General features: G+C 67.5%; 20 protein-coding genes. 10 read left to right on the forward strand and 10 right to left on the reverse strand.

Annotation, left to right across the window (positions count from 1 at the left end; all coding sequences use genetic code 11):
* Together WG898_RS20750 and WG898_RS20755 are read right to left on the reverse strand one after the other, a co-directional pair.
* A partial coding sequence (locus WG898_RS20750) for a glutathione peroxidase (protein ID WP_339604684.1) occupies positions 1-487 on the reverse strand: 487 nt, incomplete at its 3' end.
* A 31-nt stretch (positions 488-518) separates the two neighbouring features.
* Positions 519-1379: a DMT family transporter gene (locus WG898_RS20755; RefSeq protein WP_444718982.1), complete on the reverse strand. Its 861-nt coding sequence runs from the start codon at positions 1377-1379 to the stop codon at positions 519-521.
* 246 nt (positions 1380-1625) lie between these two features.
* On the opposite strand from WG898_RS20755, the gene WG898_RS20760 reads away from it, so the two are divergent.
* Positions 1626-2519 carry a hypothetical protein gene (locus WG898_RS20760; protein WP_339604686.1) on the forward strand — a complete coding sequence of 298 codons (894 nt, stop codon included), beginning with the start codon at positions 1626-1628 and terminating at the stop codon, positions 2517-2519.
* Between the two features lie 40 nt (positions 2520-2559).
* Here the strand turns inward: WG898_RS20760 and lplT are convergent, their stop codons facing one another.
* On the reverse strand, positions 2560-3837 hold the full coding sequence (gene lplT, locus WG898_RS20765) for a lysophospholipid transporter LplT (protein ID WP_339604687.1): 1278 nt from the start codon (positions 3835-3837) through the stop codon (positions 2560-2562).
* Between the two features lie 161 nt (positions 3838-3998).
* Here lplT and alr point away from each other — a divergent pair, with 161 nt between their 5' ends.
* The 3 genes from alr to WG898_RS20780 all read left to right on the forward strand — a co-directional run bounded on the left by alr (position 3999) and on the right by WG898_RS20780 (position 6010).
* The gene (alr, locus tag WG898_RS20770; RefSeq protein ID WP_339604688.1) at positions 3999-5117 is read left to right on the forward strand and encodes an alanine racemase; all 1119 of its coding nucleotides are present in this window, start codon (positions 3999-4001) and stop codon (positions 5115-5117) included.
* Positions 5114-5518, forward strand: coding sequence for an alternative ribosome rescue aminoacyl-tRNA hydrolase ArfB (arfB, locus tag WG898_RS20775; protein WP_339604689.1), 405 nt, complete (start codon positions 5114-5116; stop codon positions 5516-5518). The genes alr and arfB overlap by 4 nt, the downstream gene beginning before the upstream one ends.
* 156 nt (positions 5519-5674) lie before the next feature.
* Entirely contained in the window at positions 5675-6010 is a 336-nt protein-coding gene (locus tag WG898_RS20780; RefSeq protein WP_339604690.1) for a PspC domain-containing protein, read from the forward strand.
* Positions 6011-6207: 197 nt separating this feature from the next.
* On the opposite strand, the gene WG898_RS20785 is transcribed toward WG898_RS20780, so the two are convergent.
* Positions 6208-6924 (reverse strand): helix-turn-helix transcriptional regulator, encoded by a 717-nt coding sequence (locus WG898_RS20785; RefSeq protein WP_339604691.1) that lies wholly within the window; start codon positions 6922-6924, stop codon positions 6208-6210.
* 117 nt (positions 6925-7041) lie between these two features.
* On the opposite strand from WG898_RS20785, the gene WG898_RS20790 reads away from it, so the two are divergent.
* Together WG898_RS20790 and pepF are read left to right on the forward strand one after the other, a co-directional pair.
* A complete protein-coding gene (locus tag WG898_RS20790) occupies positions 7042-7542 on the forward strand; it encodes a DUF4902 domain-containing protein (protein ID WP_339604692.1) in 501 nt (166 codons plus the stop codon).
* Positions 7543-7859: 317 nt separating this feature from the next.
* The gene (pepF, locus tag WG898_RS20795; RefSeq protein ID WP_339604693.1) at positions 7860-9749 is read left to right on the forward strand and encodes an oligoendopeptidase F; all 1890 of its coding nucleotides are present in this window, start codon (positions 7860-7862) and stop codon (positions 9747-9749) included.
* A gap of 3 nt (positions 9750-9752) precedes the next feature.
* Here the strand turns inward: pepF and WG898_RS20800 are convergent, their stop codons facing one another.
* The 3 genes from WG898_RS20800 to WG898_RS20810 form a co-directional block, all read right to left on the reverse strand.
* Complete coding sequence (locus WG898_RS20800) at positions 9753-11066, reverse strand: TolB family protein (RefSeq protein ID WP_339604694.1); 1314 nt, start codon at positions 11064-11066, stop codon at positions 9753-9755.
* A 158-nt stretch (positions 11067-11224) separates the two neighbouring features.
* Positions 11225-12109, reverse strand: coding sequence for a DMT family transporter (locus WG898_RS20805; RefSeq protein WP_339604695.1), 885 nt, complete (start codon positions 12107-12109; stop codon positions 11225-11227).
* 67 nt (positions 12110-12176) lie between these two features.
* Positions 12177-12806: a LysE family transporter gene (locus WG898_RS20810; RefSeq protein WP_339604696.1), complete on the reverse strand. Its 630-nt coding sequence runs from the start codon at positions 12804-12806 to the stop codon at positions 12177-12179.
* Between the two features lie 143 nt (positions 12807-12949).
* Here WG898_RS20810 and WG898_RS20815 point away from each other — a divergent pair, with 143 nt between their 5' ends.
* From WG898_RS20815 to radA, 3 genes are read left to right on the forward strand one after another with little or no spacing between them, the layout of a single operon-like run.
* Positions 12950-13297 (forward strand): hypothetical protein, encoded by a 348-nt coding sequence (locus tag WG898_RS20815; RefSeq protein ID WP_339604697.1) that lies wholly within the window; start codon positions 12950-12952, stop codon positions 13295-13297.
* Between the two features lie 15 nt (positions 13298-13312).
* Positions 13313-13894 (forward strand): TMEM175 family protein, encoded by a 582-nt coding sequence (locus tag WG898_RS20820; protein WP_339604698.1) that lies wholly within the window; start codon positions 13313-13315, stop codon positions 13892-13894.
* A 25-nt stretch (positions 13895-13919) separates the two neighbouring features.
* Complete coding sequence (gene radA / locus WG898_RS20825; RefSeq protein ID WP_339604699.1) at positions 13920-15290, forward strand: DNA repair protein RadA; 1371 nt, start codon at positions 13920-13922, stop codon at positions 15288-15290.
* Here the strand turns inward: radA and WG898_RS20830 are convergent.
* Together WG898_RS20830 and WG898_RS20835 are read right to left on the reverse strand one after the other, a co-directional pair.
* Complete coding sequence (locus WG898_RS20830; protein ID WP_339604700.1) at positions 15277-17148, reverse strand: sensor domain-containing diguanylate cyclase; 1872 nt, start codon at positions 17146-17148, stop codon at positions 15277-15279. The genes radA and WG898_RS20830 overlap by 14 nt on opposite strands.
* A gap of 8 nt (positions 17149-17156) precedes the next feature.
* Positions 17157-17933, reverse strand: coding sequence for a substrate-binding periplasmic protein (locus WG898_RS20835; protein WP_339604701.1), 777 nt, complete (start codon positions 17931-17933; stop codon positions 17157-17159).
* Positions 17934-18027: 94 nt separating this feature from the next.
* On the opposite strand from WG898_RS20835, the gene WG898_RS20840 reads away from it, so the two are divergent.
* Positions 18028-18408: a hypothetical protein gene (locus tag WG898_RS20840; protein WP_339604702.1), complete on the forward strand. Its 381-nt coding sequence runs from the start codon at positions 18028-18030 to the stop codon at positions 18406-18408.
* A gap of 3 nt (positions 18409-18411) precedes the next feature.
* Here WG898_RS20840 and WG898_RS20845 read toward each other — a convergent pair whose 3' ends face one another.
* Positions 18412-18996 (reverse strand): FxDxF family PEP-CTERM protein, encoded by a 585-nt coding sequence (locus WG898_RS20845; RefSeq protein WP_339604703.1) that lies wholly within the window; start codon positions 18994-18996, stop codon positions 18412-18414.
* Positions 18997-19100: the final 104 nt, after the last annotated feature.

Raw genomic sequence — 19100 nt, forward strand, 5'->3', positions numbered from 1 at the left:
TGGCCTTGAGGGCCTTCTCGATGTCCCTGCGCAGCTTCTCTGGCTCGTCGTTGGGCGCATAGCGCTTGAGCACCTGGCCGTCGCGACCGACCAGGAACTTGGTGAAGTTCCACTTGATGCCCTCGGTGCCGAGGATGCCGGGCTTTTCGCCCTTGAGCCATTGCCACAGCGGATGCGCCTTGGCGCCGTTCACCTCGACCTTGGCCATCATCGGGAAGCTCACGCCGTAGTTGAGCTCGCAGAAGGAGGCGATCTCGTCGTTGCTGCCGGGGTCCTGGGCGCCGAACTCGTTGCTGGGGAAGCCCACCACCACCAGGCCCTGCCCGGCATAGTCCTTCCAGAGCTGCTCCAGGCCCTTGAACTGGGGCGTGAAGCCGCAGGCGCTGGCGGTGTTGACGATCAGCAATACCTTGCCGCGCTGGCTCGCCAGATCGGCGCGCTGGCCGGTGATGGAGAGGGCGCTGAAGTCGTAGACGCTTTGGGCCATATGTTTTGCTCCCGGTTGAGGAGCGCAGATATTAGCTTTTGCGGCCTTCCAATGCTGAGAGCAGGGCCGCGGCCACGATGCACAGGCCACCGATGGTGGTCTTGGCGTCCAGCGATCCGCCACCCCAGAGCAGGGCCGAGATGGCCGCCGCCGGCACCTCGATCAGCATCACGATGGCGGTGACGTTGGCCGGCAGGCGTGCCGCGCCGTACTGCAGCGAGAGGTTGGAGCCAAAGAACAGCAGCGCCATGCCGGCCAGCGGCAGCAGCCAGATCGGCCCGGGCAGGCTGGGCCAGGCCGCCAGGCCCTGGCTCACCATCAGGCTGGCCGCGGCGCCCGCCACCAGCACGCCGCCGCTGAACATGGCCAGGGCGCGCGCATGGGCGCCGCGCGCGGCCTCGCGGCGCAGCATCACGTTGTTGAGCGCAAAGCTCATGCCGCCCACCAGGCCCAGCCAGTCGGCCAGGCTGGCCGGCCAGGGCATGCCGCCCTCGGCCGGCGCCAGCATGGTGGCCGCGCCGCCCAGGGCCAGGGCCATGCGCACGAGCGCCAGCCGGGTGAGATGCTCGCCCAGGATCAGGCGTGCCAGCAGCACCGCCCACAGCGGCATCAGATAGAACAGCAGCACCACCCGCACCACATCGCCGGTGGCCACGCCCCAGTTGAAAAAGGTATTGGTGGCGCCCGCGGCCAGCATCACGACCCACAGCGCGGGGCTGGCGAGGAACTCGCGCCAGGCGTCGCGGTTGGCAATGCAGATCACCAGCCAGCTGAGCGTGTACAGCAGCACCGTGGTCCACAGCGGGTGCATGCCGGCTGCCTGGAACTGCCGGAACGGCCACCACGACAGGCCCCAGACCAGGGCGTTGAAGATCAATCCAAGATACGGCATCGGCGCAAACACAGATCAGGGCGCCGGCCCGGTTGGCTCGCCGCAACAACCCGCAAAAAACAGCCGGGTAACTCACAAAAGGGACTGGCTAATCCTGCACGAGCCAGCCAACAATGCCCAGGGTTTATAGCATGGCGCTCCCATGGGGCGTGGCAGTCCAATCGGGGCGCCGTGCTGGACCGCCCTGTTCATCCACCTGCCGTACTTGTTTGACGTCTTGCACGCACGACCTAGGGAGAGCTGCTCTTGGACCACTTGGCCTGCCATACCCCCGCGGATCTGTTGTCCGCCGCCGCGCCCGATCTCGGCGCGTACCGCTGGCGTTTGCTGGCGCAAGGGGATTCCTGGTTCTCCAACGCCTCGGCGAAACTGAACGCGCACGCCAATCTGCTGCAGGAACTGATGTTTGCCGAGCCTACCGTGGCGGTGAACTGCGCCGGCCAGAGCGACGCGCTGGCGCATATGGTGGACCTGGAGGCGGCGCCCGACTTCGTGCGGCTGCTCACCGACGCCACGCGGTCGCCCTGGAGCGGCATCCTGCTCTCGGTGGGTGGTAACGACCTGATCGAGGCGGCCCAGACCCCCCCCCATACGCCCGACGGGCAAGACGTGGCCCTGCACCTGCGCCTGCTGCGCCGCCAGACCGAATGGGGCCCGCCCTCGCAGGGCGTGGCGCGCTATTTCTCCGAGCCCGGCTGGGCCACCTATGCCGAGTATCTCCGCACCAACGTCCGGCATCTGCTGACGCTGCGCGACCAGGGCCCCTCGGCCGGCCGCCCGGTCTTCATGCACTGCTATGCGGTGCCCAAGCCACGCCCGGCCGGCGGCGAGACCTCGGGCCCCTGGCTCTACCCGACGCTCAAGGCCTATGCGATCCCGGCGGCCGACTGGCTGGCGGTGGCCCGGCTGATGGTCTCGCACCTGGCCCAGCTGCTCAAGAGCATGGCGGCCGACAAGGAAAACTTCCCCGGCCTGCATGTGTTCGATTCCACCACCGTGCCGCTGGCCCTGGCCGCCCCCGACGCCACCGGCGTGAGCGGCGACTGGCACAACGAGATCCACCTCAACCACAGCGGCTGCTTCAAGATCGCGCGCGCCTGGAGCGAGCATATCCAGGCGGTGCTGCTGAAGCAGAAGTAGGGCGCGGGGCGCCCGGGGGGCAAGACCTGCCCCCTTGGGCCTAATGCTGATCGGTGCGGGCGATCGCCAGCAGGCGCTCGACCTCGTCGCGGTGCTTGATGCAGTTGCTCTGGTGCCAGCGGCGGATCGCCCACATGCAGCCGGCCACCACCAGGCCGAAGATGGTGATGGCGCCGAAGGCCGACATGCCGAACTTGGTGAGCGCCGTATAGAAGGCGCCCAGCCCCAGGATGCAGGCCTGCTCGTTGAAGTTCTGCACCGCGATCGAGCGGCCCGCGCCCATCAGGTTGTGGCCGCGGTGCTGCAAGAGCGCGTTCATCGGCACCACCAGATAGCCCACCGTGGCGCCCAGCAGCACCAGGAAGGGAATCGCCAGATACAGATTGGTGATGAAGTTCAGGCCCAGCATCAGGAGGCCCATGGCGATGCCCAGCGGGATCAGGTTGGTGGCGCGGTCCAGCCGCATCATCATCGAAGCCACCACCGCGCTCACCGCCGTGCCTATCACCACCACGCCCGCCAGCGACGACGCCTGCGTGGTGCTGTAGCCCAGCGCCGCGGCCGCCCAGGGGAACACGATCACGCGCATATTGCCCGACACGCCCCACACCAGGGTAGTGGAGGCCAGCGAGATCTGGCCCAGCTTGTCGCTCCACAGCCGCGCATTGCACTGGCTGAAGTCGCGCACCAGCTCCAGCGCGTTGGCGCTCATGGGCTGCAACGGCGCCTCGGTACGCGGGATGCGCAGATTGAACAGCGCCGCGATGATGTAGAGCACGATCATGGAGGCAATGGCGGCCTCGGGCGCGGTGTCCACGCCGGTGTCAACAAAGGGGAAATCGAAGCCCAGCAGCAGGTGCGAGAGGCGCGGCCCCACCAACTGGCCACCCAGCAGCACGCCCATGATGATGGAGCCCACCGTCAGGCCCTCGATCCAACCATTCGCCTTCACCAGCTGCGAGGGCGGCAGCAGCTCGGTCAGGATGCCGTACTTGGCGGGCGAATAGGCCGCCGCGCCCAGGCCCACGATGGCATAGGCCAGGAGCGGATGGCCGCCAAACAGCATCATCAGACAGCCCAGCACCTTGATGCTGTTTGAATAGAACATCACCCGGCCCTTGGGCGCGGCGTCGGCAAAAGCGCCCACCAGGGGCGCCAGGATCACATAGAAGAGCGCAAACATCGGCGCCAGGGCTGGCACCTGCCAGGCCGGCGCGCCGGAGGACTTGAGTAACTCAATGGCGCCCACCAGCAACGCGTTATCAGCCAGCGAGCTGAAAAACTGCGCCGACATGATGGTGTAGAAACCTTTTTTCATGTACCCAAGCTTGGAACTGCGGAGATCGGTAGCCGGCCCCCGGCGTCAATCACAAGCGGGCAGCACTGCGGCGGGTTTATAGCATGCACACCTTTGGGGGGCATGACGTCACCGTCCTGCGTCTGTGCTAGGCAGGCCGATGCCGATGCCACAATCCCGCCATGCCACGCCCGATTGAAGCCCTGATCCATGTAAGCGCCCTCGCCCACAACCTGGCGCGCGCGCGCGCCTGCGCCCCCGACGCCCGGGTCTGGGCGGTCGTCAAGGCAAACGCCTATGGCCATGGCGTCGAGGCCGCCTTTGAAGGCCTGCGCGCCGCCGACGGCTTTGCCTGCCTGGACCTGGACGAGGCGCGGCGCCTGCGTGAACTCGACTGGCGTGGCCCCATCCTGCTGCTGGAAGGTTGCTTCGAGGCGCGCGACCTGGAACTCTGCTCGCGCCTCAAGCTCTGGCATGTGGTGCATGGCGAGCAGCAGATTGACTGGCTGGCGATGCACAAGACGCACGAGCCGCACCGCGTGTTCCTGAAGATGAACAGCGGCATGAACCGCCTGGGTTTCAGCCCCCAGGCCTTCCGCGCCGCCTGGACCCGTCTCAACGCGCTGCCCCAGGTGGACGAGATTTCGCTGATGACGCATTTCTCCGATGCCGATGCGAAGGAACGTTTCGGCCGGGACGCCATCGCCCACCAGGTGGCCACCTTCCAGGCCGCCACCGCCGACCTGCCAGGTGAGCGCTCGCTTTCAAACAGTGCCGCAACGCTGCGCTACAACCAGCTCGGCGAGGTGCGCGCCGACTGGGTGCGCGCCGGCATCATGAGCTACGGCGGCGTGCCCGATTACCCCGCACACGATGCCGCGCATTGGGACCTCCGGCCCGCCATGACGCTACGCGCCAAGGTGATCGGCGTGCAGCAGTTGCAGCCGGGCGACTCGGTGGGCTACGGCAGCAGCTTCGTGGCCGAGGCGCCGATGCGCATCGGCACGGTGGCCTGCGGCTATGCCGACGGCTACCCGCGCCACGCCGGCAGCGGCACGCCGGTGCTGGTGGAGGGGCAGCGCAGCCGCACCGTCGGCCGCGTCTCGATGGACATGCTGGCGGTGGACCTCACCGGCCTGCCCCACGCCGGCCTCGGCAGCGAGGTGACGCTCTGGGGCCAGGGCCCCAGGGGCAGCCTGCTGTCCATCGACGAGGTGGCCCGCGCCGCCGGCACCATAGGCTACGAGCTGATGTGCGCCATCACCCGGCGCGTGCCCGTCACCGTGCAGCACCAAGAATGAAACTGGACTGGACGCCGGCCGACTGGGAGCTTGATTTCAGCTTCATCCGCGCCAGCGGCCCCGGCGGCCAGAACGTCAACAAGGTCAGCAGCGCCGTCCACCTGCGCTTCGACATCGCCCGCTCCAGCCTGCCGGCGCTCATCAAGGAGCGCCTGCTCAAGCTTTCCGATCAGCGCATCAGCGGCGAGGGCGTGGTCGTCATCAAGGCCCAGGACAGCCGCAGCCAGGAACAGAACCGCCAGGAGGCGGTGGCGCGCCTGATCGAGCTGGTGCAAAGCGTGGCCCACACGCCCAAGGCGCGCCGCCCCACCAAGCCCACCTGGGGCTCCAAGCAACGCCGCCTGGAGGGCAAGAGCCTGCGCAGCAGCGTCAAGGCCGGGCGCGCCAAACCGGCGCTATGACCCCGGGTTTCTACCCCCTGTGCGAGCGGGGCTGCAGTTGGTCGCGCCGGCCTGGCTTGCGCGGCATCAGCGCCATATGGTGCAAGTGCAGGTGCAGGCGTGGCAAGCTGTCACCTGTGCACAAGCAACCGGAAACTGGAGAGGAGCTTCATCATCATGTCCATGAGCAACGAGCTGGAACGCCTGGCCGAGCTGCACCGCAACGGGCAGCTGAGCGATGCCGAATACGCCAAGGCCAAGGCACGCGTGCTGGATGACGGTAGCGGTGGCGGCGCCAGCGGCGATGCACCCGGCTATGTGTCGGGCGCGGCCGTGAACTCGTTTCGCCGCAGCCGCAGCGACCGCTGGCTGGGTGGCGTCTGCGCCGGCCTCGGGCGCCTCACCGGGCTGGAATCCTGGATCTGGCGCCTGGCCTTTGTGCTGATGGCCGTCTGCGCCGGAACCGGCGTGCTGGCCTATCTGCTGCTGTGGATTTTTGTGCCCGAGGAGTGATGGCCCGGGCCAGCTGGCAGTCAACCGCCAGTCTTCGGCAAGCCAAGGGCTTCGAGCAACAGGTCAAAGAAGGACATGGTGGGCTCCATTCAGGGTAGTTCAAGCGGTGCATGAACTGTCCCGCAGAGTCCGCCGCTTCGTAACCTATCAAGGTCACTAGCTTGTAAGCCGGCTCACCACAGGCTACTTGACTGACTTCAAAGGATTCCCAGGCTGACGCACTTCAGCACCGCGGAATGCTTGCTGCTCACCCCCAGCTTGCGCATCGCGTTCTGGATATGGAAGTTCACCGCGGACGAGCTGATGGCCAGGATCTGCCCCACGGCCCAGGCGCTCTTGCCCTCCATGGTCCATTTCAGGCATTCCAGTTCGCGCGCCGTCAGGCTGGGCATCTCAGCCGCTGCCAACACGGACGGGCCAAGCAGACGCTGGGCGGCGTCCTGTGCATGGACCGCCAGCAACTGAATGTCGGCCAGCATGCGGGTGAGCTGTGCCTCGCTGCGAGGCAAGCGTTTGGGCCGGTCAACCCCCAGTAGAAAGTGCTGACTGTTTGGCAAGTGCAGCCCCACCGCAATGCCCGTGCAATAACCATAGGGCGCCTGCGTCTCCCACACATCGGCGGTGCCGCTCTCAACGTAAAGGCGCTGGTCGTAGATGAAGGGAACGCTCATCGCCATCAGGCGCTGCATGACGGGATCTGCGCGCGCCTGGTCGATGCTCTTGGATATCTCGATAAACGCCTGCGGCGTATTGCTCACCGAGCGCACGCGCACGTCCGGGGACTGCAGGTCGCCATGCATCAGCACGGCCGATACCAGACCGAAATCCATGTGATTCGCGAAGGCCACCAGGTTCGCTTCCAGCGCCTGGATGTCCGTCGACTGGCTCACATCAAAGTAGTCCTGTAGGCGCATGCGTTGAGTGTGATGAACAAAAAAGACGCGACCGACTTGGCAGGGTTGCTAGGTTGTTGGGCGCGCCCTGCGCATCGAGACTGCAAGCACCATGACACATGCGCAGGGGGGCGACCGATGATGACGATGACGACAACGACAACAAGGATGTCAAGGGACCGGGAAACCGAAAGCGTCTTCCATATTATTGACGCGTGGCGAGCACTCCGGCTGGAAGGCGACGCGCGCGCTGCGTGGTGCTCGCACCTGCGGCATTTGAAATCATCGGTGAGCGAGGCAAACGACAGGCTTGTGTCGGGCGTCACGCTCTGGGGTGCGCAGCTGGGCGCCAGCCAGCAGCGCGTGGGCATCGCCTGGGCCTGGTTGCGCATGGGGCGCGAGGTGGTGGCATTGGCAGACCCGATGCAGATACGCTCGAATGCATGCCTGGTCGGCACCGACGACCTGCGCCTGCCCCAGGGCCAGGCGCTGCTGCACCTGAACAACATCGTCAACGCCCTGCCCTGGCAGGCCGAGGTGCTGAAGCTGGGGCGCAGCGGCAGTATCGGCGGCGGCCCGCATGCGGCTGCGGTTGCGGTCGAACGGCGCGCCTCGGCAGCGGCGGTCATTGCAGGCTAACGCCCGAAGTCCCAGGGCTTGCCCCCTATGTGCCGGCAGCATCGGCCTCCGCCTTGGGCCACAGCGCGGGGAAGTAGAAGCGCCGGCAAGCCGCTATGCGTGCCTTCATCTGCCCTATGGCAAGCAGAGCCGACATGAATCGCACCTGGTCCAGGCACATGTCCAGCACGTAGGCGGCCCAGTCCGGCGCCCCGCCCGATCGCCCGCGTAGGGGAATACACGTAAACGCCCCACCAACTTTCAGCACCAGGCCCGCGCGCGGGTAGCCTTGCGCGCTTACAGAAAAATTTGATCGGTCCCTCTTCGGAGCACAACCCATGCGCCTCTCCACCCTCGCCCTGGCCGCCGCCCTTACCCTGGGCGCGTCGCTGCCAATCACTGCCGCCGCCGCTACCGCCACCGCGGCCGGCCCCGCCGCCAGCAAGCCGAGTAATCAGGTCTGGGACCTGGGCCAGCTCTACCCCAGCGACGCCGCCTGGGAGACCGAGCGCCAGGCGCTGGCCGCCGAACTGCCCAAGCTGAAGGCGCTAGAGGGCGCGCTGGGCACCAGCGCCCGGGCCATGCTGACCGGTCTGGACCAGATCTCGGCGCTGCGCCGACGCATCAACCGGCTCTCGTCCTATGCCAGCATGAAGGCCGACGAGAACACCCAGATCACCGAGAACCAGGCGCGTCGCCAGCTGGCCGATTCGCTGGACAACCAGTTCGGCGAGGCGATCTCCTTTGTGAACGCCGAGGTGGCGGCGATCGGCCGCGCCAAAGTGGAGGCCTTCATCGCCGCCGAGCCCGGCCTGGCCAAGCATGGCCAGAACCTGAAGACGATGCTGCGCCTGGCCGAGCACACGCTCAGCCCCAAGGAAGAGGCGCTGCTGGCCAGCGCCGCCGAGGCCATGCAGCAGCCCGGCCAGATCTACTCCCTGCTCACCAACGCCGACCTGCCCTGGCCCAAGATCACCATCCGCGGCAAGCAACTGGTGCTGGATCAGGAAACCTATGTGGCCTACCGGAGCGACCCTGACCCCAAGATCCGCAAGCAGGTGTTCGAGGCCTTCTGGCCGGTCTTCAAGGCCTATGAGCGCACCATAGGCGCCACCTACGCGGCCAATCTGAAGGGCACGGTGTTCACCGCGCGCGCCCGCAAGTACCCGAGCAGCGTGGCCCTGGCCCAGGGCGAGTACGACATCCCTGAGGCGGTCTACCGCAGCCTGGTGCAGGAGGCGAATGCCGGCCTGCCCACCCTGCACCGCTATCTGAAGCTGCGCAGCAAGGTGTTGAACCTGAAGCAGGCCGGCTACCAGGACATGTACGTGCCCCTGGCCAAGCCCTCGGGCAGCTACAGCCAGGCCGAGGCCGAGGCGCTCACGCTGGCCGCCCTGCAGCCACTGGGCGCCGACTATGTGGGTCAGCTGGGGGCTGCCTTCAAGCAGCACTGGATGCACTCGGTGCCGCAGCGCGGCAAGCGCTCGGGCGCCTATATGAACGGCTCGGCCTACGACGTGCACCCCTATCTCCTGATGAGCTTCAACCAGGACTACAACAGCGTCTCCACGCTGGCGCATGAATGGGGTCATGCGATGCATTCGGTGTATTCCAACTCGCAGCCCTACGAGAACTCGGGCTACGCCACCTTCATCGCCGAGATCCCCTCCACCGCCAACGAGCTGCTGCTGGCCGACTACATGGTGGCCAACGCCAAGACGCGCGACGAGAAGGTGTTCGCATTGAGCCAGCAGCTCGACAACCTGCGCACCACCTTCTTCCGCCAGGCCATGTTTGCCGAGTTCGAGCTGGCCGCGCACGAGGCCGCCGAGAAGGGCGAGCCCATCACCGGCGAGGGCCTCAGCAAGATCTACCTGAACCTGCTGAAGCGCTACCACGGCCACGACCAGGGCGTGGTGAAGATCGACGATCTGTTCGGCGTCGAGTGGGCCTACATCCCGCATTTCTACCGCGACTTCTACGTCTACCAGTACGCCACCTGCGTGAGCGCCGCGGCCTTCTTCGCCGAAGGCTTGGCCAAGGGCGACCTGGCGCTGCGCGAGCGCTACTTCACCCTGCTGAAGGCGGGCAGCTCGGCCGACCCCTACCCGCTGACGCGCGCCGCCGGCCTGGACCTGGCCTCGCCCGAGCCCTACCGCGCGCTGCTGCGCCGCATGAACCGCGCGATGGACCAGTTGGAGGCGCTGCTGGCGAGCGGAAAGCCCTAAGCCCTAGTCCAGGCATTGCCCGCTGCGCCCCGCGTGGGCGGGCAATGCCTCGCCCGGCAGCTCCAGCGCGTAGTGCAGCGAGAGCAGCTGCCAGCCCTGCGGGCCCAGCTGCCACTGGCTGCTGTTGACGCCCACGAACTCGGCCTCGGCGCGCGCGGGATCGCGGCGCGTTTCCACCACGCTGTAGACCTCGGCCTGGCCGGCATAGCGGCGCAGCTCGCGATGGATCTCGCATTCATGCAGGGCGCGCGGTGCGGGCTCGCGCAGGGTGGCCAGGAAGGCCTCGGCCGACCAGCTGCGCAGATCCAGCCGGCTGGCGCCGGCATTCAGCTGCTGACCCCAGACGCGCGCCTGCGGATGCAGCAGCGCCGCCATGCGCGCCACGTCAGCGCCCTGTCCCGCCTGATGGCCCAGGGCCTGCCAAAGCTCGCTCACCCGCGCCGCCAGGCTGGCCTGGCTGTAGGCCTGCGCCTGCGGGCCCAGGGCCCGCAGCAGCGCCGGCCAGCTGACGCGGTACATATGCGCCAGCCCTTGGGCTGAACCGGGCGCCTCGCGGGTGGACGCAAACATCAGCCAGCGGCCGTCCGCGCTCACCGAGGGCGTGAATTCGAAACCCGGCCCGTTGATGGGCGCGGGCAGGCGCAGCGCCGGGCCGAACTGCTCGCCCACGCGCTCGGCCAGGTAGAGGTCGCCGCCGCCCTCGGCGCCGGCGCGGCTGCTCCACCACAGCGCATGGCGGCCATCCGGGCTGAGCGTGAAGTCGCTGTTGGCCTCGCCCTCGTTGATGGGCGCCGGCAGGGCCTGCGGTGGCTCGGTCTCCTGGTCGGCCTGGTAGACAGCCAACTTGCCCGGCCCGCCGGCGCGGTAGGAGGCGAAGTAGAGGCGTTCGCCATGGCGCTCGGGGCCCAGCTCATAGGCGGGGCTTTGCAGCGGCTCGGGCAGGCGGCGCGGTGCGCTCCAGCGCCCCGCGGCGGCATCCAGCAGATGGGCCTCGAACAGATCGAGCTGGCCGCCGGCCTGCTCGCCAGCGCCGGGGCGATCGGAGATGAAGCTCAGGGTCTTGCCGTCGCCCGCCAGATGGGGGTCGGAATCGCGCCAGCGCGCATCGGCAAACGGCAGGGGCTCGGGCGCCTGCCAGGTGCCGTCCGCGCCGCGGCGCTGCCAGAAGATCTGCGAGCGCCTGAAGCCGGCCGCCGAGCGCGCGAACACGCGCAGCGCGCCATGCTCCTGCAGGTTGTAGGCCTGTGTGTCGGGGCCGTTATCGCCCAGGTCGATGCGCTCGACGAGCAGCGGGTCGGCCGCCGTGGCCGGCGCCATCGGCAGGGCAAGTATCAACAGAGCGGACAAAAGACGCGCAAGCATTGGCATAGGTTTCGAAGCCGCTGAATGCCGCCATGCTAGGCAGGCCACGCGCCGCGCGGTAGCGCCATGCGACGAAAGCCGGCAGGCGCTGCCCGAACGCCGTCCGACGCTGTTCAACTCGGCCGTGTCGCCAGGTAGATGCTACCCAGGCACAGCGCCATGCCAGCCACCGACAGCAGGGAAGGCACATAAGCCTCCAGGGTGGCGGAGATCAGCAGCGCAATCACCGGAATGACGACGCCGGTAAGCGCCGCGCGTGCCGGCCCCTGGCGCTGGGCCAGCTTGAAGTACAGCACGAAGGCCGTCACCGAACCGGCCAGGGCCAGATAGGCCAGGCTCGCCAGATAGGCCGGGCCGGTGTCGAAATGCAGGCCCTGGCCGCTGGCCAGCGAGGCGCCCACCAGGAACAGCGCGCCATAGCCCATGCTCCAGGCCAGCACCGGCACCAAGGCGAGGCCGCGGCGCGTGAGCGTGAGCGTCAGCACATTGCCGATGCAGGCGGCCAGCACCGCCAGCAGGCCCAGGCCCAGGCCAAGTGCCGCGGTGGGGCGCGCCCCGGTGGCGGCAATCTCGGGCCAGAAGATCAGCACCACGCCAAGTACTCCGCCGCTGGCGCAGAGCAGAAAGCGCCGTGTCACGGTCTGGCCGAAGAAGAAGCGCCCACTGATGGCGTTGATGAACACCATCAGGCAGAACAGCACCGCCACCAGGCCGCTGGGGATGTGGCGCTCGGCCTCGTAGACCGAGACATAGTTGCCGCTGTACTGCACGATGCCGGTGGCCAGCATGAGCGCATGTGCCGAGCGCGGCATGCGCAGCAGCGCCTCGCCGCGCGCCAGCGCCAGGCCGGCCAGTAGCAGGGCCGCGATGGCAAAGCGCCAGGCCACCGAGTTGAGCACCGGCACGCCGCTCGCGAGTTGGTAGAGGATCACATGCCAGGTGCTGGCCCAGATCAGCGTGGGGCCCCAGAACAGCCAGCGGTCGGAGATTTTGGACATCGGATGCGCCAGGAAAACAAAAGCCGCCCGGACGCTGCCGGGCGGCCCTGAAAAAGCGGGAGAGCGCTCAGGCCGCGCGCTTGAAGGTAGCCAGCAGCGCGCCGGCGGCGATGAAGAGCGAACCGAAGGTCCGGTTCATTAGCTTCAGATGCCGCTCCGAGCGCAGCGCCGACAGCACGCGCGCAGCCAGCACGGTGTAGCCCGCCATCACCACCAGATCGGTGAAGCACAGGGTGGCGCCAATCACCAGGTATTGCTGTGCCAGGCTGGCATGCAGATCCAGGAACTGCGGTACCACGGCGAGCAGAAACACCGTGCCCTTGGGATTCACCGCATTGATGGCCCAGCCGCGCAACACCAGCTGGCGGCGCGTCACCAGGCCACCATCGGCGCTCTCGGCCACCAGCGGCTTGGCCGGGGCGCGCCACTGCTGCACGCCCAGATAGGCCAGATAGGCCACGCCCAGCCATTTGACGATGGCAAAGCCCAGGCTGGAGGCCGCGATCAGCGCCCCCAGGCCGGCGCCCACCAGCACGATCTGGGTCAGGATGCCAAGGATCAGGCCGAAGGTGGTGAAGTAGCCGAGCCTGAAGCCATGGTTGAGCCCGGAACTCATGGCGGCGATGGCGCCAGCGCCGGGCGACAGGCTGATGGCCCAGGATGCGGCGAAGAACGCCAGCCAGATTGAAAATTCCATGACGCGCGACTCCAAAACTGCAGGGATGGGTTGTAGCACGCGCGCGGCCGGCATGCCCATCGGCACCCCGTGGCTCCGCCTAAGATGGGCTCAAGACGCTCTAAGCCGCTGGCGCAAGCATGCGTATCTGGACCTCATACGATTTGCATTTCACAAAGCTCAAGCTGCGCAGCCGCCAGCTGGCCTCGATGGCCCTGCCGCCCCTGCTTCTGGCCCTGCCTGCCCTGGCGCAGACCGAGCAAGCGCCGCTGAATCTGCGCATGCCAGTTCAACCACCAAGCCAGGCCCGGCCTGCCGATTCCCGCCCCGGCGGCGTGGCAAACCGGCTCCGGTTCACGCCCCGCCAAGGCATTTTGGAGCAAGGCATAGAGGCCAGCTACGAGGCGGTGGCGCAATGCCAGAAAGGCCCCTACCCTGGCGCCACGCTGGCCGCCTACCATGTCATACCGATAGGCGGCAACGCCCAGCCCGATCATTGCTACCGTTATTGACAGAAATCCAGGCACATGAACAAAAACCGTCTCGAAGCCTTCAGCGATGGCGTGCTGGCCATCGTGCTGACCATCATGGTGCTGGAACTCAAGGTGCCGCATGGCGACACGCTGGAGGCGCTCGCGCCGCTCTTGCCGGTGCTGCTGAGCTATGTGCTGAGCTTTGTCTATGTGGGCATTTACTGGAACAACCACCACCATATGCTGCATGCCGCCAAACGCGTCAGCGGTGCGGCACTGTGGACCAATCTGCATCTGCTGTTCTGGCTCTCGCTGCTGCCCTTCGTGACCGGCTGGATGGGCGAAAACCATTTCAAGCCCCTGCCCACCGCCCTCTACGGCGTGGTGCTGCTGATGGCGGCGCTGGCCTATTGGCTGCTGCAGCATGCGCTCATCCGCGCCGAAGGCGAACAGAACTCGCTGCTGGCCCGCGCGGTGGGGGGCGATCTGAAGGGCAAGCTCTCGCTGCTGCTCTATCTGCTGGCGCTGCCGCTGGCCTTTGTGGGCGAATGGCTGGCCCAGCTGATCTATGTGGGCGTGGCCCTGATGTGGCTGCTGCCGGATCGGCGCATCGAACGCATGCTGGCGAGCGATTGAGACGAGGCGGGCCACAATCCCGCCCATGGCCAAAGAACAAAAATCGATCTACACCTGCAGCGAGTGCGGCGGCACGAATGCCAAATGGCTGGGCAAATGCCCGCATTGCGGCGAGTGGAACACCCTGGTCGAGTCGGTCGCCGAACCCAGCGGCTCCGGCGCTGCCAAGAACCGTTACCAGTCGCTCGCCAAGAGCCAGCCGGTAGCGACGCTGAGCGAGATCGAGGCGAGCGACTTCGAGCGCACGCCCACCGGGCAGGAGGAACTGGACCGCGTGCTTGGCGGCGGCATCGTGGCCGGCGGCGTGGTGCTGATAGGCGGAGACCCGGGCATAGGCAAATCGACCCTGCTGCTGCAGGCGGTGGATGCGCTCTCGCAGCAGCTCAAGGTCCTGTACGTCACCGGCGAGGAGTCGGGCGCGCAGGTAGCGATGCGTGCACGGCGGCTGGGCCTGGCAGGTACCCAGGTGCGCGTGCTGGCCGAGATCAGCCTGGAGAAGATCCTCGCCACCATCGCGAGCGAGCAGCCGGGCTTTGTGGTGATCGACTCGATCCAGACCATGTATTCCGAACAGCTCAGCTCGGCGCCCGGCTCGGTGGCCCAGGTGCGCGAATGCGCAGCCCAGTTGACGCGCACCGCCAAGGCCGGGGGCTCCGCGATGGTGCTGGTGGGCCATGTGACCAAGGAGGGTGCACTGGCCGGCCCGCGCGTGCTGGAGCACATCGTCGACACGGTGCTGTATTTCGAGGGCGACACGCACAGCAGCTTTCGCCTGGTGCGCGCGATCAAGAACCGCTTTGGCGCGGTCAACGAGATCGGCGTGTTCGCGATGACCGACAAAGGGCTCAAGGGCGTGGCCAACCCGAGTGCGATCTTTCTCTCCACCCATGGCGAGCCGGTGCCGGGCAGCTGCGTGCTGGTGACGCTGGAGGGCACGCGCCCGCTGCTGGTGGAGCTGCAGGCCCTGGTGGACGGCGGCGGCCCGAGCCCACGGCGGCTCTCGGTGGGCCTGGAGCGCGACCGCCTGGCGATGCTCTTGGCGGTGCTGCACCGCCATGCCGGGGTGATGACCAACGACCAGGACGTGTTCGTCAACGCGGTGGGCGGGGTGCGCATCAGCGAGCCCGCCGCCGACCTGGCGGTGATGCTGGCGATCCAGAGTTCCTTGCGCGGCAAGCCCCTGCCCAAGGGCTTCATCGCCTTTGGCGAGGTCGGGCTGGCGGGCGAGGTGCGGCCGGCGCCGCGCGGTCAGGAGCGCCTCAAGGAGGCCGCCAAGCTGGGCTTCAGCGTGGCGGTGGTGCCCAGGGCGAACGCGCCCAAGAAGGCCATCGAGGGGCTCACCGTGCACGCCGTGGAACGCATCGAGGAGGCCATCGCCATCATCAGGGGCCTCTGAGCTCGCCGCTGCCCATCCAGGCGCGGCCGGCGCGCTTGTTGCGGTACATGGCATCGTCGGCGGCCTTGGTGAGGCCGAGCTCGTCCTGCCCGTCCTCGGGATAGATCGCCAGGCCCAGCGAGCAGGTCAGCTCCAGGTGCAGGCCGGCGATCTCCATCGGCATGGCCAGCTGGTTGAAGATCTTGTCGGCCACCACCTGGGCGGATTCGCGCGTCACCGGGCCGGTGAGCAGCACCACGAATTCGTCGCCACCGATGCGACCCACCGTATCGGTCTCGCGCACCGCGTTCTTCAGGCGCTTGGCGACTGCCTGCAGCAACTGGTCGCCCACCGCATGGCCGAACTGGTCGTTGATGGGTTTGAAGCGATCCAGGTCCAGCAGGATCAGGCCCAGGGTCTCGTGATAGCGGCGCGCGTTCGCGAGGCTATAGGCCATGCGCTCCTGGAAATGCGCGCGGTTCGCCAGTTCGGTGAGCGGATCGTGGCTGGCCATGAAGCGCACGCGCTCCTCGGACTCGCGGCGCGCCTGGATGTCGGAGAGCGTGCCAAGCATGCGCAGCGGGCCTTGCTGGGCATCGCGCTCCACCACGGTGCCGCGCGTCAGCACCCAGCGCCAGCCGCCCTGGCCATCGGCGATGCGGTACTCCAGCGCCACCGCCGGCACCAGCCCGTCCAGGCAATGCTGGAACTCGGCCTGCACGCGCACCTGGTCGTCGCCGTGAATGCAGGCCAGTAGCTGGTTCATATTCGGTTCGCCCGACGCCTGCGGCAGCTTCATGATGGACTTCCAGCGTTGCGAGGTGCTGAGCTTCTGGCTGGGTATCTCCCAATCCCAGATGCCGTCGCCGGCGCCCTCCAGCGCAAAGGCCCAGCGCTGCTCGCTGCGGCGCAGGGCCGCCGTCATGTCCTGTGCCAGCGCATGGGCGCGCTCGCGCGAGCTGCCCAGGGCCCAGGCCAGCAGGCTCAGCAGCAAGGAGACCAGCACACCCGCCACCAGCAGCTGCTGCGCTTCCTGCAGCCCTTGGGCTGGCGCAAAAGCGCCATCCGCCTGCAGCAGCAGGGTCCAGGTCTGGCCGCCCAGCACCAGGTACTCCTGGCCCTGCATCAGCGTCGCGCCGGCCGGCCGGCGCTCGGAGGCAAACAGGCGCTGCGCGGCGCGCGGCTCGGTGCCGCTGAACAGCTCCAGCCGCAGCCCCGGCGCCAGTTCGCCATACAGGCTGGCCATCAGCTCGGACATGGCCACCGGCGCCACCACCCAGGCGCGCAGCGCGGCACGACGCTCCTCCACGCTCTGGGGCGCGAGTCTCGGCGCATAGACCGGCAGCAGGGCCAGGAAGCCGACCTGCTTGCCCAGCCTGATGCCTTGCAGATCAAAGCGATCGCTGAGCGCCATGCGGCCTGAATCGCGCGCCAACTCCAGCGCCGGCCGTATCAGCGCGTCGGCCATCAGGTCCACGCCCAGGGCCGCCAGGTTGCGGCGCACGCCGGGCTCCAGCAGGGTCAGCGGTGCCCGCCCCGGCGCGGCGCGCCATTCGGCCAGGCCCAGGCCCTGCAGGCCGGCGAAATCGGCGCCCAGCGGCAGCGCATCCACATACAGGTGCAGGCGATCCTGCGAGCCATGGGCGTGCAGAAAGCCCTGCACGCCTTGCAGCAGCAACTCGTGCGCGGCCATGCGCTGCTCCACGCGCAGGCTGGCCTCGTGCAGGCTGGCATCGAAACCCAGCCGCAAACCCGCCTGTGCCTCGGCATGCTCGTGCTGCCACAGGCCCAGACTCAGGGCCAGCCCGGCGGCCATCACCAGCAGCGGCAGGGCGCGGCCGCTCAACCAGCGCGGGAAGTTTGGCGATCCGGAGGCCATGGCCGGCATCAGAAGCTGACCATGGCGCGCGCCAGGTCGGGCTTGAAGTATTTCTCGAAGATGCGCTGCACCGTGCCGTCGCGCAGCATGCTCTCCACCAGGGCGCGCCACTTGCCCTGCTCTGCCTCGCTGAGGCTGGCGCGCGACATGATGAGGCCGTGCGGCATCGGCTTGTCGCCGAACTCGAGGATCTGGCTGAACTCGCGGATGCGCGCCGAGTCCAGCGTCGGGTAATCGAAGGGCTCGATGATCATGGCCTGGATCTGGCCGCTGCCCAGCGCCGCGAACAGGGCCGAGAGGCCGGAGGACTGGATCACGCGCTGCTGTTCGGTCAGGCGGCTCACCAGCCGGTTGGCGCTATCGCTGTAGCGGAAGGCGCGTATCACGCCCAGCTTGAGGGCCGGGTTGCGCTCGAAATCCTCGACGCGCTGCAGCTGCGCATCGCGCCGCACCAGCAGGTAGTACTTGTTGCTGAAATACCAGGCGAAGGCGGCGAACTTGTCACGTTCGGGGCTGGTGATGCCGGAGAGGCTGAAGTCCAGGCCGCCCGATTCGATCAGCTGCCAGATGCGCGCGCGCGGCATCAGCGACACATGCAGGCGGCAGCCGCTGCGACGCACCAGCTCGTCCGCGATGTCCTTGTCGATGCCGGTCGAGGTCTCGGCCGAATAGAGCAGGCCATGGTCGTGCAGGGCCAGGGTCAGGGCGCGCGAACAGTCAGGGCCCTCGCCGGCATGGGCGAGCAAGAGGGCGGCGCTCAGCAACAGGCCCGCCAAACCCGCCATGTGCATTTTGAAGCCGCGCCTGCTCATCGCTGCCAGCCCTCCGGGAAGAGCCAAAGAATACGCCAAGCAGATGACGAGCCATTAGCATCCCGCCATGAACAAGTGGATAGGCGGAGCGCTGGCCTTGGCAGCGCTGATCGTGGGCGGCCTGCTCTATGGCTGGAAGGGCGTGATCCTGGCGCTGAGCGCGCTGATGTTCTGGCTGCTGATGCAATTCACCCGGCTGATGCGGGTGATGCGCATGGCCAACAGCTCACCGGTAGGCCATGTGGACAGCGCGGTGATGCTGAATGCCAGGCTCAGGCCCGGCATGCGGCTGATGGAGCTGATCCCGCTGACGCGCAGCCTGGGCCGCAAGTTCGAAGGCCGGGCCGAGACCTATGTCTGGACCGACGCTGGCGGTGTCAGCGTGGAGGTGCAGATGCAGCAGGGCCAGGTGCAGTCCTGGCGGCTGCAGCGCCCCGCGGATTCCTGATGATCAGCGCTGCGCGCGGCGCTTGGCGATGAAGCCCACGGCGCACAGGCCGGCCAGCATCAGCGCATAGCTCTGCGGCTCGGGCACCGGCGCCAGCGCGTTGCCGATGTAGACCGCATGCGACAGGCCGCTCTGCTGGGCACCGTTGACCACGCCCTTGACGTCGATGTTGAAGCTGCTGAGCCCCTGGCTGCCGCCGTCGATCAGGTAGAAGCTATAGCTGCTGGCCTGCTTGAGCCCGATCACGAACAAGCCCTTGGCCACCAGGCCCTGGTCGAAATTGAGGCTGAAGTCCTTGCCATCATCGGCGAACACACCGTTGCCGATGGCGTCGGACTTGCTGTAGACCATGCTGGCCGAGCTGTAGTGAAAGCCGTTGTCGCCAAACTTGGCGTTGATGACGTCGATCTGCGACTGGCTCAGCGCGCCCGTCAGATTGCCGGAGAAGGAGCCGGCGCAATCGACAAAGGTCATCGACGTCGCGCCGCAGGCGGCCGGCTGCACGGCTGCGGGAGCGGGCTTGGCCCAGGCATTGCCGGCAAGTGCGGAAGCGGCGAGGGCCAGGGTGCTGAGGGCGCGGAAGATCATGGTGGTCTGTCTATCTGTCGTTTCAGGGTTAACGCGAATGTAGGGGCCAGGCCCATGGGTCGTCGCGGCAGAACTCCCGCAATCGCGGGGGTCTGTGCATACCG

The sequence above is a fragment of the Paucibacter soli genome, from assembly GCF_037482845.1.
GTDB classification, from domain to species: Bacteria; Pseudomonadota; Gammaproteobacteria; order Burkholderiales; family Burkholderiaceae_C; genus Paucibacter_B; species Paucibacter_B soli.